The 16,740-nt window shown below is 40.6% G+C and carries 15 protein-coding genes, 2 pseudogenes and 1 other annotated feature; of the genes and pseudogenes, 6 read left to right on the forward strand and 11 right to left on the reverse strand.

From position 1 onward, the window contains the following. The first annotated feature begins 82 nt into the window (after nt 1–82). The 3 genes from FTV38_RS12910 (at nt 83) to FTV38_RS12920 (ending at nt 2,897) form a co-directional block, all read left to right on the forward strand. Complete coding sequence (locus tag FTV38_RS12910; protein WP_078189819.1) at nt 83–430, forward strand: lysozyme inhibitor LprI family protein; 348 nt, start codon at nt 83–85, stop codon at nt 428–430. Nucleotides 431–547: 117 nt separating this feature from the next. Beyond that, on the forward strand, nt 548–2,467 hold the full coding sequence (gene htpG, locus FTV38_RS12915) for a molecular chaperone HtpG (RefSeq protein ID WP_180022683.1): 1,920 nt from the start codon (nt 548–550) through the stop codon (nt 2,465–2,467). A 154-nt stretch (nt 2,468–2,621) separates the two neighbouring features. Further along, nucleotides 2,622–2,897, forward strand: coding sequence for a hypothetical protein (locus FTV38_RS12920; RefSeq protein ID WP_180022684.1), 276 nt, complete (start codon nt 2,622–2,624; stop codon nt 2,895–2,897). Between the two features lie 68 nt (nt 2,898–2,965). Here the strand turns inward: FTV38_RS12920 and FTV38_RS12925 are convergent, their stop codons facing one another. The 5 genes from FTV38_RS12925 to FTV38_RS12945 form a co-directional block, all read right to left on the reverse strand. Beyond that, a complete protein-coding gene (locus tag FTV38_RS12925) occupies nt 2,966–4,126 on the reverse strand; it encodes a hypothetical protein (protein WP_180022685.1) in 1,161 nt (386 codons plus the stop codon). Between the two features lie 98 nt (nt 4,127–4,224). Continuing rightward, nucleotides 4,225–5,673, reverse strand: coding sequence for a hypothetical protein (locus tag FTV38_RS12930; RefSeq protein ID WP_180022686.1), 1,449 nt, complete (start codon nt 5,671–5,673; stop codon nt 4,225–4,227). 11 nt (nt 5,674–5,684) lie between these two features. Next, the gene (locus tag FTV38_RS12935) at nt 5,685–5,864 is read right to left on the reverse strand and encodes a hypothetical protein (protein WP_078189814.1); all 180 of its coding nucleotides are present in this window, start codon (nt 5,862–5,864) and stop codon (nt 5,685–5,687) included. 350 nt (nt 5,865–6,214) lie between these two features. Continuing rightward, nucleotides 6,215–6,403 carry a hypothetical protein gene (locus FTV38_RS12940; protein ID WP_180022687.1) on the reverse strand — a complete coding sequence of 63 codons (189 nt, stop codon included), beginning with the start codon at nt 6,401–6,403 and terminating at the stop codon, nt 6,215–6,217. Between the two features lie 234 nt (nt 6,404–6,637). Further along, nucleotides 6,638–6,886, reverse strand: a complete 249-nt coding sequence (locus tag FTV38_RS12945; protein WP_218950286.1) for a glycine zipper domain-containing protein — start codon at nt 6,884–6,886, stop codon at nt 6,638–6,640. Nucleotides 6,887–7,123: 237 nt separating this feature from the next. Here FTV38_RS12945 and FTV38_RS12950 point away from each other — a divergent pair, with 237 nt between their 5' ends. Further along, a complete protein-coding gene (locus FTV38_RS12950) occupies nt 7,124–7,324 on the forward strand; it encodes a dodecin family protein (RefSeq protein ID WP_067761311.1) in 201 nt (66 codons plus the stop codon). A gap of 76 nt (nt 7,325–7,400) precedes the next feature. Here FTV38_RS12950 and FTV38_RS12955 read toward each other — a convergent pair whose 3' ends face one another. From FTV38_RS12955 to ompR, 5 genes are all read right to left on the reverse strand, one after another. Next, nucleotides 7,401–8,087: a DsbA family protein gene (locus FTV38_RS12955; protein WP_180022688.1), complete on the reverse strand. Its 687-nt coding sequence runs from the start codon at nt 8,085–8,087 to the stop codon at nt 7,401–7,403. A gap of 148 nt (nt 8,088–8,235) precedes the next feature. After that, a complete protein-coding gene (locus tag FTV38_RS12960) occupies nt 8,236–8,655 on the reverse strand; it encodes a GNAT family acetyltransferase (RefSeq protein ID WP_180022689.1) in 420 nt (139 codons plus the stop codon). Between the two features lie 126 nt (nt 8,656–8,781). Next, nucleotides 8,782–10,299 carry an acetyl-CoA hydrolase/transferase family protein gene (locus tag FTV38_RS12965; RefSeq protein ID WP_180022692.1) on the reverse strand — a complete coding sequence of 506 codons (1,518 nt, stop codon included), beginning with the start codon at nt 10,297–10,299 and terminating at the stop codon, nt 8,782–8,784. Between the two features lie 206 nt (nt 10,300–10,505). Continuing rightward, a complete protein-coding gene (locus tag FTV38_RS12970; RefSeq protein ID WP_111885830.1) occupies nt 10,506–11,966 on the reverse strand; it encodes an ATP-binding protein in 1,461 nt (486 codons plus the stop codon). A gap of 285 nt (nt 11,967–12,251) precedes the next feature. Beyond that, nucleotides 12,252–13,016 carry a two-component system response regulator OmpR gene (gene ompR / locus FTV38_RS12975; protein ID WP_078189809.1) on the reverse strand — a complete coding sequence of 255 codons (765 nt, stop codon included), beginning with the start codon at nt 13,014–13,016 and terminating at the stop codon, nt 12,252–12,254. Between the two features lie 335 nt (nt 13,017–13,351). Here ompR and FTV38_RS12980 point away from each other — a divergent pair, with 335 nt between their 5' ends. Then, nucleotides 13,352–15,712: a Tex family protein gene (locus FTV38_RS12980; RefSeq protein WP_180007060.1), complete on the forward strand. Its 2,361-nt coding sequence runs from the start codon at nt 13,352–13,354 to the stop codon at nt 15,710–15,712. 39 nt (nt 15,713–15,751) lie between these two features. Here the strand turns inward: FTV38_RS12980 and FTV38_RS12985 are convergent. Beyond that, nucleotides 15,752–16,072, reverse strand: a pseudogene (locus tag FTV38_RS12985) (ATP-binding protein); the annotation flags it as partial. Between the two features lie 277 nt (nt 16,073–16,349). Here FTV38_RS12985 and FTV38_RS12995 point away from each other — a divergent pair. Then, nucleotides 16,350–16,740: pseudogene (locus FTV38_RS12995) on the forward strand (transposase); the annotation flags it as partial. After that, nucleotides 16,625–16,740, forward strand: a sequence feature (AL1L pseudoknot). This feature is flagged as partial in the annotation. It overlaps the preceding pseudogene by 116 nt.

Here is a 16,740-nt window from a genome sequence, read left to right on the forward strand (position 1 = left end):
ATTGAACAAATAGGCAATAGAAAATTTAGGTGGAACTGTTAGAGTCGAAATAAATCAGCAAGTTGGATGAAGAGAAAAGACGATGAAAAAAATTATTCAGGGAATGCTGGTCTTGGGCAGTGCTTATTTTATTTCGACAAGTTATGCCGCAAGTTTTGATTGTAAAAAGGCGAAAACCATTACCGAACATGCGGTTTGTGATAACCGTAGTATTAATGATGCTGATGTCAAAATGGCCACGACCTATACGATTATTCGTCATTTGGTTCCCATGGGGACACGTGGTGCAATTCAAGATCAACAAATAAAATGGTTACAACTACGCGATCAGTGCCGTGACAATGTCAGTTGTTTAAGCGATGTATATAAAATGCGACAGCAAAAACTAGATCTTTACATGGACCGTGTGTATAAGCAGGGGCCATTTTAAACATTAAAAATGAGTGCGATGCTGTGAAAATTTTTCCACTCAGCCTATTGAAAAATAGTGAAGTCCCTCCATTCATATAGCATTCAATCGTAATACATAATATGAACGGAGAGACGGATGAGCGAACAAAATTCTCAAAAACATAGCTTCCAAGCAGAAGTAGCTCAGTTACTACATTTGGTAACGCATTCTTTATATTCCAATCCAGAAATTTTCTTACGTGAGTTAGTGTCCAATGCTTCGGATGCATGTGACAAACTCCGTTTTGAAGGGATTAATCATCCTGAATATTATGAAAATGATCCAGATTTACATGTGCGTATTCATTTAAATAAAGAGCAGAAGACAATTACCATTTCGGATAATGGTATTGGTATGACACAACAAGAAGCGATTGATCATTTGGGTACGATTGCTAAGTCTGGCACTAAAGATTTTATGTCGAAGCTTACGGGTGATCAAAAGTCAGATGCACAATTGATTGGTCAATTTGGTGTGGGCTTCTATTCAGGTTTTATTGTTGCTGAAAAAATTACAGTGGAATCACGTCGTGCTGGGGTAAATGCCGCTGAAGCGGTACGTTGGGTTAGTAATGGTACAGGTGAGTTTGATGTAGAGCCAATTGATAAGGCTTCACGTGGAACCGACATCATTTTGCATTTACGCGAGGATGCTTTAGATTATTTAGATCGTTACAAAGTTAAGCAGATTATTAATAAATACTCTGATCATATTAGTTTGCCAATTGAGATGCAGAAAGAAGTTTGGCAACAAGAGGAAGCTGCCGAAGGCGAAGAAGCAAAACCTGGTCAATATGTACTGACGGATGAATGGGAAGCGATTAACTCAGCAAGTGCATTATGGACGCGTAATAAAAATGAGATCAGTGAAGAACAATATACTGAGTTTTATAAAAACCTGAGCCATGATTTTGAAGCCCCGCTTGCGTGGACACACAACCGTGTAGAGGGAAGTACGGAATATACACAGTTACTTTATATTCCATCTCGCGCACCAAGCAATATTTTCACACGTGAAGCTAAAGCAGGAATTAAGCTCTATGTGAAACGTGTATTTATCATGGATGATGCGGATAATTTGATTCCAAATTATTTACGTTTTGTTCAAGGTGTGGTGGATAGCGCAGACTTGCCGCTGAATGTGAGCCGTGAATTATTGCAAGAAAGCCGCGACGTGAAAACGATTCGCGAAGGTAACGCCCGTCGTATTTTGACCGTACTTGATGCTTTGGCAAAATCGGAAGATGCTGCAGATCAAGAAAAATTTAAAACCTTCTATGCAGAATTTGGTTCAGTCTTGAAAGAAGGACTGGGCGAAGATATGGCAAACCGAGAGCGTATTTTAAAATTATTACGTTTTGCTACTGCCAGCAACGATGAAGTCGTGACGTCATTGGCGGACTATAAAGCCAATATGAAAGAAGGCCAAAAAGCCATTTATTATGTTACGGCTGATAGTTTGAATGCAGCGAAAAACTCTCCGCAACTTGAATTGTTCAAGAAAAAAGGTATCGAAGTGCTGCTCATGACTGAACGAGTGGATGAGTGGGCGATGGAATTTGTTTTTGAGTTTGATGGAACACCATTACAGAATGTATCGAAAGGTGCAGTTGATTTGGGTGATCTACAAGATGCTGAAGAGAAGAAAGCACTTGAGGAAGCTGCTGAGCAGTTTAAACCTGTTGTTGAAAAACTGTCGGATGCGTTAAAAGATAAGACCTCTGAAGTGCGTGTAACAACACGTTTAGTGGACTCTCCTGCGTGTTTGGTGGTGGCTGAGGGTGAGTTATCACCGCAACTGGTCCGTATGCTAAAACAAGCAGGACAAGCGGTTCCCGAGTCAAAACCAGTCTTGGAAATCAATCCATCCCATCCGTTGGTACAAAAATTAGAAGGTTCAGCGCAATTTGATGATTTGGCGAATGTGATCTTCGATCAAGCGTTGATTGCTGAAGGCGGTTTACCCGAAGATCCTGCCCAATACATCAAACGGATTAACAGCTTATTGCTGAAGTAACGGTAGATATGAAATGAACCTCCTTCGGGAGGTTTTTTTATTTGGTTTTTCGATAGAGCACATGAATAAAAACGCCCATGTTTTAATCTTTAAAATAGATTAAAAATAGATAATTAATCTATAATAACGATCATTAAGTGTTGGGAATCTTAAGATGAAAATTTTAGTGATCGCTGCAGTGGGCTCGCTGCTCTCTATGGGTCTCATGCAATCTGCTCAGGCAGATAGCGCTAAGCAAAAAATGGTGCGTAATGACCGTGTGCAGGTTTCAAAACAAATCGCACAATATGATATTAATCCTTTTGTAGATAGTCGCCGTGTGATGCGAAATGATCGTGTTCAGTATAGTTTTCCTAAAGTGAAAAAAGTCGCTGAAAAACAGCCGAGTATTCTACGTAATGATCGTGTGCGTGTGATTAAGAAAAATTGAAGCTGAGTTATTTAAAAAAAGCCCATCCTGTTGAGATGGGCTTTTTATTCGCTGTGAAATAGCGGGTTCTAGAACAAGGCTTCAAGGCGCACTAAAGCGCCCACAAAGTGGCTTTTATCGTCACGATGGTTGTTGAGGTAGTTGAGATCACCTTGGATATAAAACCATTCGCGCAGAAAGGGCTGTCGCCATGACACATAGGGTCCCCAACTATTTAAACGCAGTTGGTCATTATTGTAAAAACCACCTGTATACAGTCCGTAGTTGAATCGGTTACCTTTAAAAAATTGGTGTTGGCGGTAACTGAAGTTATCCCATTTCAGATCATCATCCTGTGCATCTGCATAGGTCAGGTTGAATTGGTTTGAGATAAAGGGTTGGCCTGGACGAGCATGGGTTAATTCTAAATTGGTTCTTAGATAATTTTCACTATCGATACCATAACGATAAATTTGTTCGGCTAAAAAACTGTAATCATTGTCGAGTTGCCATTTTTTAGCTGCTTTTAAGCGGACATATAGGTCATCACCAGAACGTAAACCTAGATCAACGTCAGTTTCGAAGGGCAGTCGATCTGAAATTTCTGACCAACGTAAAGCCAGTGAACTGTTATCTTCACGGGTTTGCTTATTGTCATAATTTTTATCACTACGCCCCGCAGGGTTTTCATTGGTAATTGCAGCATTATTTTCTAATTCATTATCAAGTGAGTCATCACCAAAGACCACACTCAATTTTTTTTCTAAAGTGGGAAGCTTAATTTTACCGCGAATACGTGGCTTAATTTCGTATTCATCGTGCTTATTCCAACTGTTGTCTAAAATCACCCTAAGGGTAGCATTGGCTGGTTTATCAGGCTCACTTTGCCCAAACCAGTTATCCATGCGAACGGCCGTTCGATCTGCCCAATTTCGGACTTTCTTCTGTTGTCGATCGGTCCAGCTATTATTTTCCGTTTGTTCTGTTGTCGGAACAATGGGGTGATCTGATTGTTCAGGTAAGAAGGTCGGTGTTGCATCAATCCAACGTGGAATTTGATCTAAAAAATCATAGGTCTTTGGCGTGATATACGATGAATTTTGCTCAGTTTCAGGCACATCCTGCGAATGTTCACCCTCAGTTTCATTGACGACAGCATCAGTTTCATTAGCCCAAGCAACTTGATACATCAAGCTCATTGATGCGGAAAAAAGCAAAGTCCGAATAAAGTACTGTTGTTTTTTATGCATATGTTTTGGCTCTATTTAATTATCATCTGAGTATCCTGCATCTGTAGTTTTGTTATTTTTGTCGGATAAATGCAAGCCAAACTACAAAATAAATGCAATTAATCTTGGGTCATTTGCTTAAGTGCTTGATAAAGCGAAATCACATCAATGGGTTGAGGTAATTGTTGGATCACATTTTGGATGCTCTGCCAATTTAAACCTTGCTGTCGATGGAGGATCAAATAGGGAAGGGCTTGTTCGGTACGCAAGAGTGCCATGCGTTTTTGACCGTGGATTAACCGTATTTTTTGACGTTCTTGTAATAATAACAACGGGGTATGTAGCGTCGGTTCAGGTTCATCAAAATGAATGAATTTTTGCGTATGAATTAATTGTGCCGGGATAAAGGGGTAATGGTCGTTTTGCGACCAAATCATTTCAGCCTGCTGAGACTGTTGATAGAGCTGATCAGGTTCAGCACAGAGTTGTTCTAGATTGTCCCAGGTCATGACTTTAATCGCAGCAAGTTCATGTTGATGTTGTTGGCAAAATAGCCGAGAGAGTCGAATGGCTTCCATCTGCGTTTGCGCACCAAACAACAAGAGATATTTGATGAAGCGACCTTCGGTATTGATTTGTTCTGCTAAATACAGCGGCTGGTTTTTCCAATCTGTACCATCTGTCGTATGCAATAGAACATCAAGCTGCGTTGTGAGTTCAGGCTGATCCATAAACTGCAATTCATACAAGGCCAATTGCGCATCGATATTTTGCAGCGTTTGAACGCGAGCGGTGTATTGAGCGATTTGAATCTGTTCAGTAAGTTCAACGCCTGCCATTGTCGAGTTGAGATGTTCCTCTGATGGCGCATGTGTTGGTTGCTCAATTAGAACAAGAGGAGCGGTATCAGGTGCAGAAGGCTCCAGTTTATCTGTATTTGAGTTATCAAGCAACAGATCCGCTTCATTGATTTGCTTCTCGCTATGATCTAGATCGACAGATACGTCATTATTTATCGTTTCAATCGGCAGTAGGATATCCACACTTGCTGCAACATTGCTTGGTGCTGTGCTGACTTCTTCTTTTAGGCGTACGGCATGTAGACGTAGATCGGTATCACTGATTAAACATTTATATAGCTGTTGTTGCTCAATTAACCAATCATAGCATTCGCTAAAATTGCCCCATTCACTGAGTAAAGCCGTGCGCTGTTTGGCTGGAATCATCCACACTTGCCAACCTAACTCATGGTCATGCAGCAAGGCCCAACCCATTTCTGGATATTGATATAAATCACTTTCGAGTGCAGCGTCACGGGTAAAATAGCCACGAAATAACCATGAATATGGCGTTTGTTTGGCAAATTCAGTGGCAGCCATCTGTGGTTCAGTTAATGCGCGATAACTTAATATTTGCTTTTGAAAAATCGGTTCGTCGCATAAGGCAAAAATTTCATGAATCCGACGTTTGGAAAGCGCAGTTTCATAAAAACTCAAAGCACGATGTTCAAGTTGATGGGTCAGTACATGGATTTCTTTTATTAATTGTACTTTCTCTTGTAGATTCATTTGTCCGCTTCCTAAAGGACTTTTTGTGCTTTTTCTAAATATTTAGCCAAGACAATATTGGTTGCAAGTTCTACTAATTTATATTCAGCCGAGTTTGGGTTTCGATATGTATTGGCCAATTCAATCAGGCGTTCAATATCGATGACCTGCGGTGAAATTTTTCCTTGTATCAGTGCCTGAAGTTCTTGCATAGGACAATGTAAATTTAAAAATAAAGAAGTCGATTAGTTCATTTGATTATAGAGATTTCATTAAAAAAAACATGGAAATAAATGTCAGCTTCTACAAATTAAGCGTTAAATATGACAATTAATGCGCATTTTGTTTAAAAATAATACCAAATCATTAGCTTAAAGATATGCTTTGCAAATGATATCGCGGCAACGTTGCATCATTTTTTTTGAAGTCAACATCAGCGATTAAGCGCTGCTAGACGTTGATTTTTAATGTTGAGTAAAGAATAAAGCCCAAAGAAAAGGTACAGAAAATAAAAAACCGATGGTGGGAGCCATCGGTTTTTTATGGAAAAATCAGCTAAAAATTAAGCTTTTTTTTCTGTGTTTGTTACAACTTCAGTTGTATCCGCAGCTGGAGCTTGGCTCTCTGCATTGGCAGTTTCAGCAGTTACAGCTTTTTTTACTGGAAAATCTGGTACGTAAACGATTTGTGCAGAAACAGTTGCAGAAAGCGCCATCACAGCAACAGCCATAGCATATTTGATTGCGTTCATTTGTGTATTCCTATCAATCATTAGTAACTCAAAAATTGAGTCAGGGAGAAAATTAATCACTTGAATTTATGTGAAAATAATATCAAAAAATAATCAATTAAAAATGATCGATTCGGCAACACAAGATAAATGGTAGGATTTAATATTTATATAAAACAGTCTATTAGAGTTATTGCTCTAGAGTTTTTAGTGGCTGAGTGACAGCGGCCTATCACTCAGATATAGATGAAAAATCTATGAATGTTTGGCACATTTCTTTTCATAGACTTTGCCTGCGATACCCCCAATAATGGCACCGCTAATCGTACCAAAAACAGGCAAAATACTGCCTGCAACAGCGCCGATCGCAGCACCTTTGACGGTCGGAGAAAAACGTGAGAGAAAGCTATTCTTCCTTGTTTGGGACTCGTTGGTGGTTGTTTGAGGGGTTGTATTGGTAGATAGTTCGGTTTCAGCAGAAGTTGCTTGAGGTTCAATAGTCATGACATTACTCCCGAGCATGATCGTTAGAAGAATGAAGCTTTTAGCCTAATCGATAGTGGCCTTGGCTTAAACAGAAAGCATGTAATAAATGATGGTCAGTTTGTAATCCACCGAAGTGGAATTCACTCCTGTGTAAGACATGTAATATTTTGCTGTTTTGATGTTTAAAAAATAACCAAAATAAGTGACTTAATCATATGATGAAGACTCAAAATCATAACAATGAGGATAAATACAATGTCTGTTGCTAAAGTCGTTGAAGTAAATGCAAGTAGCACAAAAAGTTTTGAAGATGCGATCCAAACGGGAATTAATAAAGTCACTGAAACCGTAAAGAACGTTCAGGGTGCATGGATTAATGAACAAAAAGTCGTGGTGAAAGACAATAAAATTGCGGAATATCGAGTGAACTTAAAAATCAGCTTCTTGGTGGAATAAGTTTAATTTTATTGATGTTAAAAACTGATCATAAAAAATCCCCGAAGTTTGGGGATTTTTGATTGAACACGCTGAATTATTTTTCAGGTGTTTCACAGCTTTCATCATTACAGACAGGTGTAGGAGCAAGCTCAGGGAGCTCCGCAGCTTTGTCCATCACTTGTTTAAATACATCTTTCGGTTGAGCGCCTGCTAAAGCAATGCGTTGCTCAAACACAAAGAACGGTACACCCGTAACTTTAAGTTGATCGCGTGCTACTTCTTCGTCGTATTTGACGAAATCAGCAAATTCATCTGAGTCTAATAAGTCATCGACTTCAACAGGGTTTAGACCAATACGAGATGCAACGTCTTCTAAGGTTTCACGTTCACCAATGGCCAAGCCTTGCGTCATATAGCTATAGAAGAAAGCTTCTTTGGCTTCACTGCCGAGACCTTTGCTTTGTGCAAGATGAATCAAGCGGTGCGCGTTGAAAGTATTGCCTGAATTGGCTTTTTGCCAGTTAAATTCAATACCTTCAGCTTTCGCCATTTCGGCAATATTGCGCTGCATTTCCTCTACTTCTTCAATACTGCGGCCATATTTTTGAGCTAGACGTTCAGTATTAGAAATTTCTAGACGAGCGGGCGCATCTGCATCAAGTTGATAGCTATGCCAAAACACTTCAAGTTCTACACCCGATTCTTCGGCAGCAGCTTCAAGGCGTTTTTTCGCAATATAACAAAATGGGCAAACCACGTCTGACCAGATATCTACACGCATGGGAAATCTCTTTTCTATGTTCTGGGAAAATGATGGGGGCAAATCCTAAAATTTAAAGCCAAGCAATGCAATCCATTTTTGTTTTGATCGTGCAATGTCGAATTTTTTTGATGTTGTTACAAGGCTTGACCGAAGATTTGTCTGGCCACTAATCCTTGATTAAACGTTTACCCAAACAAATCACTTCAACCTCTTCATAGCCCAATTGTTCATAAAAGTTTTGTACGTCAATGTTGTCTTGGCGAATCAGTAATTGAAGTTTTGGGCAGCCTAGAGCAATTAAGCGTTTTTCTAATTGCTGAATGAGAGCGGTAGCGACGCCATTTCGCTGAAAATGTGGATGTACGGCGAGATAGTTGACCCAGCCTCGGTGTCCATCATAGCCACCCATTACAGTTGCAATCAGTTGATCATCTTTGACCGCCAATAAAAATAGTTGGTCGCGTTGCGCTAGTTTTCGAAATATATCAATTTCAGGGTTATTCCATGGGCGGGTCAGATCACACAGTTCCCAAAGTGCAATCACATCGTCTAAATCAGATTCGAGATAGGGGCGGATAATAAACATAATTTTTGTTTTAGCATGTATTTTGACCAATTTAGATTAGTCGAGTTTTGCAGACTTGATAAGTCATATTGAAAAATAAAAGCCATAAAAAAACGCTCTGAAGAGCGTTTTTTTATTTCACTGCAATTAAGCAGTTTTCACTTCAGGTTGAGCAGCTAACATATGGCCGTTCTCTTCGAAGTTGATGTGCCAAGACAATGCTTCACGTAGAAGGTGAGGTGTTTGACCACCTTTCGCACAAGCACGGTCGAAGTAATCGTTTAATGCTGCACGGTAGCTTGGGTGTGCACAGTTGTCGATTACAGCACGAGCACGTTCACGTGGAGCAAGACCACGTAAGTCAGCAAGACCTTGTTCAGTTACCAAGATGTCAACGTCGTGTTCTGCATGGTCAACGTGAGAAGCAAATGGAACAACAGAAGAAATGTCGCCACCTTTTGCAATTGATTTAGTCACGAAGATCGCCAAGTGCGCATTACGTGCGAAGTCACCTGAACCACCGATACCGTTCATCATTTTTGTACCGCAAACGTGAGTTGAGTTCACGTTACCGTAGATATCAAACTCAAGCGCAGTGTTGATACCGATGATACCTAAACGACGTACAAGTTCTGGATGGTTCGAAATTTCTTGTGGACGTAATACAAGTTTGTCTTTGTATTGTTCAAGGTTATTAAATACTTTTTCGCCATATTTAGCAGAAAGCGTAATAGAAGAACCTGAAGCAAATTTCATTTTGCCTGCGTCGATCAATTCAAATGTACAGTCTTGAAGTACTTCAGAGTACATGATCAAGTCTTCAAAGTTTGAATCTTTAAGACCAGTCAATACTGCGTTTGCAATTGAACCGATACCTGCTTGTAATGGACCAAGGTTTTTCGGTAAACGACCTTCTTCTACTTCTTTTTCAAAGAAAGCGATCAGGTGGTTTGCAATACCTTGAGTTTCATCATCAGGTGCAGTCACTGTAGATGGAGAGTCATGCAATTCGTTGTTAAATACGATACCTACGATTTTTGAAGGATCGATGTTGATTGCATGTGTACCAATACGTTCGTCAACTTGAGTCAATGGAATCGCTTGACGTGTTGGACGATACGTTGGGATATAAATATCGTGTAAGCCTTCGAATGCTGGGCTTAAGTTGGTGTTGATTTCAACAATCACTTTTTCAGCAAAAATTGCGAAGCTTGCAGAGTTACCTACAGAAGTTGTAGGGATGATGCCACCATCTTCAGTGATCGCAACAGCTTCAATAATTGCCACATCAGGCTTTTTAAGCTGAAGGTTACGCATTTGTTCAACTGTTTCAGACAAATGCTGATCGATGAACATCACTTCGCCTTTGTTGATGGCTTTACGTAATGTATTGTCTACTTGGAACGGTAAACGACGAGCAAGAACACCTGCTTCAGTCAATTTTTTGTCCAAATCGTTACCCAAGCTCGCGCCAGTAATTAGGGTAATTTTAAGAGGATTAGCATGAGCCTGTTGAACCAACGCTAAAGGTACAGCTTTCGCTTCACCTGCGCGTGTGAAACCACTCATACCTACCGTCATACCATCCTGAATGAATTCAGCAGCTTTTTCTGCGCTGATAACTTTGTCGTGAAGGGCAGCTAAACGGATGCGATCTAAAGACATCATATACTCTCGTGAAATTCTCAAAACTGATACGGATTGTACCGATCAAAAAAGCCATTTTGCATACCTGTTAGGCTAAGGTCTAATTTTTTGAAAAAATGTGGGTATAAGATTTTATTATGTTTTTTAAACTACTGAATAATAAAGTTAAAAATATCAATGGTTAAAGCTTAAACAAAACTGTTCGTTGCTTTTTTGAACGCTTGTTAAAAGCGTTCAGTTAAACTTTGCTTAATTTTTTCCAATGGGCTGTTGTTTAATATTTCATCATTTTCGAGTTTTTGCAGTGGTAAAGAAATGATCGCTTCGAGTCCACCTTCTGCTCGATTGTGAATTGAAAGTTGACCTTCGTGAATATCCACAATACGTTTTACAATGGCTAAACCGAGTCCACTGCCTTGAATGGTACGTGCATCATTACCACGTACAAAAGGTTGCATCAGGTCTTCAATTTGGTCTTCAGGAATCCCTTCGCCATTATCGGCAACGCGAATTTGAATATGGTCACCTTCATATTCGGTAGACAGTTCAATCGGCTCGGCACCATAGCGTTTTGAGTTATTGATTAAGTTGCCTATTAATCGTTTTAAGGACAGGCTACGTGCTTGAATAATCGGTAAGTCTTGAGGTTCAAAGCGAATATCTAAAGGTTTAAATTGAATCACTAATTCCTGCAATAGCGCATTTAAATCAGTATCTTGCGGAACCTCATCAGAGCCATCTCGCATATACGAAATGAACTGATTCAGAATTGCATCCATATCTTCAACATCGTAAATCAGACCTTCTTTTAGGAAGTCATCATCAGGCATCATTTCTGCGCTGAGTCGAATACGGGTCAGCGGAGTACGCAAATCGTGGGAAATACCGGCCAACATGATGCGGCGATCACGTTCAGTTTGTTCCAGCGTGTAGACCATGTGGTTAAAGGCTTGGTTTACTTCACGGATTTCTTGTGGCCCATGGTTGGTTTCTAAATAAGGTGCAGTGCCGTGTTTACTATAGTTGTTTGCCGCATCTTGTAAACGTTTTAGTGGACGGTTGAGCTGACGAACCAAGGTTAAGATAATGATGCCAGCAATCAGCGGAATACCCAATAACCAGCCTAAAATCAGCTCTGCGCTATAGTTGGCATAGGTTTTTAAAGGCTCGCGAACCCAGTTGCCATTCATTTCTGGAGTTTGAATCCAGATGCGTGGGTCAGGTTTAAATTGGAAATACACGGTCGCATTATCAATGCGCATTTCTTTGGCCAGTTTCTTTTCAATTTGATTGGTAAAGAACTCTGCAATGACTTTGTCTTTGACATTGGGGAATTCTTTCGGATCAGTCACATATTCGATCCCGACACGGTTGCGCATCCAGTCGTCGACATCCACTTCGGCATTGTTATGAAAAATCCGTAAATCAGGATTGTTAATGATTTCAAGCTCGACCGCGAGGTAACGAGCATGTTGTTGAATTTCGGGTAAATAGAGTGTGCGCCAAAAGAACCATAAGGACATAAACAGGCTAAAAAACACCACAAATAAGACCAATACGGTGGTCCGCATGGCTGCAGAGCGGGGTTTGATTTTATCGAGGAAGCGTTCCCAAGGTGTCCGTTTTTTTTCGGAGTAGGTAACGTAGTCGGTAAATTCCTGTGGGTCGATGGGTTCGAGTTTCACGCTATATCCCTAGAGTAAATTTTAGAGTGTGAGATCAATTAACCCTGTTGGATACGCGTTCAGGTCATACGCAACTGTTCGAGGCAGGAAGCATGGAATAGATTATGTTTCTGCGATGATTCTGATATGAAGCAGAAATGAGACGAGTTTTGCGTATGACAATGGTTTTGCTTACTTTTGCCGAAACAAAAGTAAGGCGAACCGCAGGTTATTGGATAAATTTAATGTTCAATGAAAAGACTCCGCCTAATGAACGGCGGAATTTTTTATTACTATTTATTTGGATTATTCAGCACCATCTGGAACAAAGACATAACCCACGCCCCAAACGGTTTGGATATAGCGTGCACGTGCTGGGTTTTCTTCAACCAAACGACGCAGGCGAGAAACCTGAACGTCAATTGAACGCTCCATAGCACCCCATTCACGACCACGAGCAAGATTCATTAACTTGTCGCGTGTCAGTGGTTCACGAGGATGTTGAACTAATGCTTTAAGTACGGCAAATTCACCCGTTGTTAATGTGACGACTTGACCTTCACGGGTTAATGTACGAGTAGACAGGTCGAGTGACCACGGACCAAAAGACACCACTTCCATTTGTTGGCTTGGTGCGCCCGGAACTTCACGCACTTGACGACGTAATACGGCACGAATACGTGCCAAAAGCTCATTCGGGTTGAATGGTTTTGGTAAATAGTCATCTGCACCGGCTTCAAGTCCAGCAATACGGTCTGAATCACTACCACGAGCGGTCAGCATAATGATTGGGGTATCGATGCTAGATTGGCGCAGACGGCGACAAATACTCAAGCCATCTTCAACAGGTAACATAAAGTCGAGCACAATCAGGGAAAAGAGTTCCCGCTGCAACAGACGATCCATCTGAGTCGCATCATGTGCGGTTTTGACCACAAAACCTTTATCTTCTAGGAAGCGTTGTAAGAGGGTGCGTAGACGCACATCATCATCGACAACCAGAATGCGTTCGACTCGGTCGGTTTCGGCTTGTACGGCATCTGTTTTTTCAGCAGGTACAACTAAACTCATGACGTGCTCCTTATTCTTTATTGTCATCGTAAACAAAAAGTCGATTTCACTTGAGTATACGATTCATTTATATAAATTTACTATGCTCTAAAGCAACAAATATTGCAGTTAAAATCAAGACATAGATACCAAATGTATACATGTTGTTCGAATCAGTTTGCTTGTCTAAGTCTCGCTAATTTGCTGTTTCATAGTCAGTTTCGTAAAAAAATGTGTATTTGAGATGAATTGGCATTAAAAACCACGAATAAATTTATAAAAACAATTGTGGATTTTATGGTCTTGGTCTTTATAATCATGGCTTTTAGAACTTATCCTTGCAGGGATCTAATACGATGACTGACTTAGTTCAGCAGTTGGCAAAAGAAATTGCCGTACGTCCAAATCAAATTGAAGCTGCCATCAAGCTCATTGATGAAGGTGCCAGTGTTCCATTTATCGCACGTTACCGTAAAGAAGTGACGCAAGGTCTGGACGATACTCAATTACGTCAGCTCGATACACGTCTGACTTACCTGCGTGATTTATTTGAGCGCCGTGAAAAGGTAATCGAATCTCTAAAAGAACAAAACAAGTTATCTGATGACCTACTTGCTCGAGTGAATGCAGCAGAAACGAAAAATGCTTTAGAAGAGATTTACGCGCCGTACCGTCCAAAACGTACCAGTAAATCATTTAAAGCCAAAGAAGCCGGTTTAGGCCCAATCGCTGAAAAAATCTTTAATGAAGCGATCGATCCTACGGAAGCTTTGGCAGGCTTTAGCCATGAAGATTATGCAGATGTTGAAAGTCAACTTGATGCGATTCAACACATTTTAATTGATGAATGGGCACAAAATATTGCATTAACCACTGAGCTAAAAGCGACATTTGCGAAAACTGCAGTGTTGAAAAGTTTAGTTGCAAGCGATGAGAAAAAAGAAGTCGGTAAAAAATTCCGTGATTACTTTGATTTCTCTGAAAGCTTAAATAAAGTCCCTTCACACCGTTTATTGGCGATGCTCCGTGGCCGTCAAGAAAATGTCTTGGGCTTAAAAGTCGATGGTGAAGATGATGCACCATTGGCTCGTATTGATACTGAATACAATTTAGAAACAGCACAACCACAAGCACGTGCAGATTTCTTAAAACAAACTGCAAAATTGTTCTGGCTCGGTAAAGTTCGTCCTGCGATTGAACATTCATTATTGACTGAAAAACGTTTGGCTGCTGAAGCTGAAGCGATGGATGTCTTTGCTGAAAACCTACGTCATTTATTACTTTCTGCTCCTGCAGGCGCACGTTGCACATTGGGTGTAGACCCAGGCATCCGTACGGGTGTGAAATTGGCTGTTGTGAATGCATCAGGTGATGTCCTTGCACATAGCACGATTTACCCATTTGCTCCGAAAGAAGACAAAGCTGGATCAGTGGCTGAACTTGCACGTCTATGCCGTGAGTTTAATGTTGAACTGATTGCCATTGGTAACGGTACTGCAAGCCGTGAAACTGAAGCTGTTGTAGCTGAAATGATGGCAGCAAATACAGACTTGAACTTGATTCGTGTGTCGGTATCTGAAGCAGGCGCGTCGGTTTACTCAGCATCTGAATTGGCGTCAAATGAATTGCCAGATTTAGATGTATCGATCCGCGGTGCTGTATCGATTGCACGTCGTTTACAAGATCCATTGGCTGAACTTGTGAAGATTGATCCTAAATCGATTGGTGTGGGTCAATACCAACATGATGTGAACCAAACCGGTTTGGCAAAAACGCTAGAAGCGGTTGTGGAAGACTGTGTGAACTCAGTAGGTGTTGATGTCAACACAGCATCATCTGCTATTTTGGGTTATATCGCGGGTCTAAATAAATCGATTGCACAGCAAATCGTTGAATTCCGCAAAGAAAATGGTCGTTTTGATAACCGTCAAAGTTTGAAGAAAGTACCTCGTTTAGGCGAACGTACCTTTGAACAAGCAGCAGGTTTCTTACGTATTCAAGATGGTTCTGAACCATTGGATGCATCTGCAGTTCACCCAGAGTCATATGACTTGGTGGCAAAAATTGTGGAAGCAAAAGCGACGACTGTAAAAGATATTATTGGTAATACTGAAATTATCCGTCAGATCGATGCAGCAGCATTTGTAAATGACCAATTTGGTTTACCGACAATTCAAGACGTTTTATCTGAACTTGAAAAACCAGGCCGTGACCCACGTCCAGAGTTCCGCACGGCTAAATTCCGTGAAGACATCACAGAAGTGGCGCAGTTGACTGAAGGTTTACAGCTTGAAGGTGTGGTTACGAATGTAACCAACTTCGGTGCATTCGTGGATGTGGGTGTACACCAAGACGGTTTAGTGCATATTTCTGAACTTGCAAATGAATTTGTTGCAGATCCGCACAAAGTCGTGAAACCAGGTCAAATTGTTCAAGTTCGTGTCTTGAATGTCGATGTTGAACGTAACCGTGTCAACTTGTCTATGCGTGCAGAAGGTGCTGCTGCAGCGAAACCACAACGTCAACCACGTCGTGACAATGCCCAGCAAGAACAACGTGGTGAGCGTAAGCCACATGCGAAACGTCCACAGCATGCCCGTCCGCAAGGCGACCGCCCACAAGGTCATAAAAAACCTCAAGCAGCGAAACCACAAGAAAATAAAATTGGTGGTTTAGGTGCGTTGTTATTACAAGCAGGGATTAAAGGTTCGAAGTAATCTTTAACTGTTAAAAAAACCTCCCATATGGGAGGTTTTTTATCTTTGATATTTTAATGTCACAATGAATGGGGCAAACCAAATATCCTGAAATATAAATTTAGAGCTTTTATCACTTTTTATATCGATTTCAATGTTATGACTATCACAAATCAGTTTGACAAAAAAAAGTCCATATCCGCCACCTTCACTATTAAAAGTTGATGCATTAAGTCCTCTATACTTTTTGATATATATTTTCTCAAGCTCTTCTTGTGTAACAAGAGGTCCAACAGAGTTAATTACAACTTCTGTCCAAAAGTTCGTTTTTTCAGTAAAAGTAACTTCCACTTCAGAATCTCTTGGAGAATATTTAATAGCATTTTCTAGAAGTAAGTAGGGTAAAAATCAAATACTTGATCTGCGTTTAAAGTTAAATGAGATGCACCTTTTTTATTGATTTTAATTTTTTTTCACGTTGCGACGAGCTACGGGGTTTCAGAGCCCACAGCCTCAAGAATTGTCCGTCATGTTGAAGACTGCCTGATTCGGTCCAATCTCTTTAATTTACCCAAAGATTTACCCGAGGGCGAAGGCATCGATTGGAATGAACCGTACCGGGTTTGTCGGAGACTCAGTATTCTGAGAGACTATCCCGATGACAAAATTAAAATATACCCCCGAAATTAGAGAAAGAGCGGTTCAATTATTGATTGAATCTGAAAAAGATTATCCTTCTACTTGGGCTGCAATCACAGCAATTGCGCCTAAGATTGGTTGTACTCCTGAAACACTTCGTGCCTGGCATCAAAAGCATTTAGATCAGCAAAATCCTATTAAAGTACAACAGATATCTGATCAAGAAAAAATGAAGCAAATGGAACGTGAAATTAAAGAATTAAAGCGTGCCAATGAAATTCTACGTAAAGCAGCCGCTTTTTTCGCCCAGGCGGAGCTCGACCGCCCACACAAATAATGGTGGATTTCATCCATAACAATAAGGCGTTATATGGTGTTGAGGCGATTTGTAGGATTTTACCGATCTCAGC

The sequence above is a fragment of the Acinetobacter sp. YH16044 genome, assembly GCF_013417145.1.
Classification (GTDB): domain Bacteria; phylum Pseudomonadota; class Gammaproteobacteria; order Pseudomonadales; family Moraxellaceae; genus Acinetobacter; species Acinetobacter amyesii.

Bases quoted from the DNA above. Each gene is read 5' to 3' on its own strand.
- FTV38_RS12910 (WP_078189819.1), top strand. From the start codon at position 83: ATGAAAAAAATTATTCAGGGAATGCTGGTCTTGGGCAGTGCTTATTTT.
- htpG (WP_180022683.1), top strand. From the start codon at position 548: ATGAGCGAACAAAATTCTCAAAAACATAGCTTCCAAGCAGAAGTAGCT.
- FTV38_RS12920 (WP_180022684.1), top strand. From the start codon at position 2,622: ATGAAAATTTTAGTGATCGCTGCAGTGGGCTCGCTGCTCTCTATGGGT.
- FTV38_RS12925 (WP_180022685.1), bottom strand. From the start codon at position 4,126: ATGCATAAAAAACAACAGTACTTTATTCGGACTTTGCTTTTTTCCGCA.
- FTV38_RS12930 (WP_180022686.1), bottom strand. From the start codon at position 5,673: ATGAATCTACAAGAGAAAGTACAATTAATAAAAGAAATCCATGTACTG.
- FTV38_RS12935 (WP_078189814.1), bottom strand. From the start codon at position 5,864: ATGCAAGAACTTCAGGCACTGATACAAGGAAAAATTTCACCGCAGGTC.
- FTV38_RS12940 (WP_180022687.1), bottom strand. From the start codon at position 6,403: ATGAACGCAATCAAATATGCTATGGCTGTTGCTGTGATGGCGCTTTCT.
- FTV38_RS12945 (WP_218950286.1), bottom strand. From the start codon at position 6,886: ATGACTATTGAACCTCAAGCAACTTCTGCTGAAACCGAACTATCTACC.
- FTV38_RS12950 (WP_067761311.1), top strand. From the start codon at position 7,124: ATGTCTGTTGCTAAAGTCGTTGAAGTAAATGCAAGTAGCACAAAAAGT.
- FTV38_RS12955 (WP_180022688.1), bottom strand. From the start codon at position 8,087: ATGCGTGTAGATATCTGGTCAGACGTGGTTTGCCCATTTTGTTATATT.
- FTV38_RS12960 (WP_180022689.1), bottom strand. From the start codon at position 8,655: ATGTTTATTATCCGCCCCTATCTCGAATCTGATTTAGACGATGTGATT.
- FTV38_RS12965 (WP_180022692.1), bottom strand. From the start codon at position 10,299: ATGTCTTTAGATCGCATCCGTTTAGCTGCCCTTCACGACAAAGTTATC.
- ompR (WP_078189809.1), bottom strand. From the start codon at position 13,016: ATGAGTTTAGTTGTACCTGCTGAAAAAACAGATGCCGTACAAGCCGAA.
- FTV38_RS12980 (WP_180007060.1), top strand. From the start codon at position 13,352: ATGACTGACTTAGTTCAGCAGTTGGCAAAAGAAATTGCCGTACGTCCA.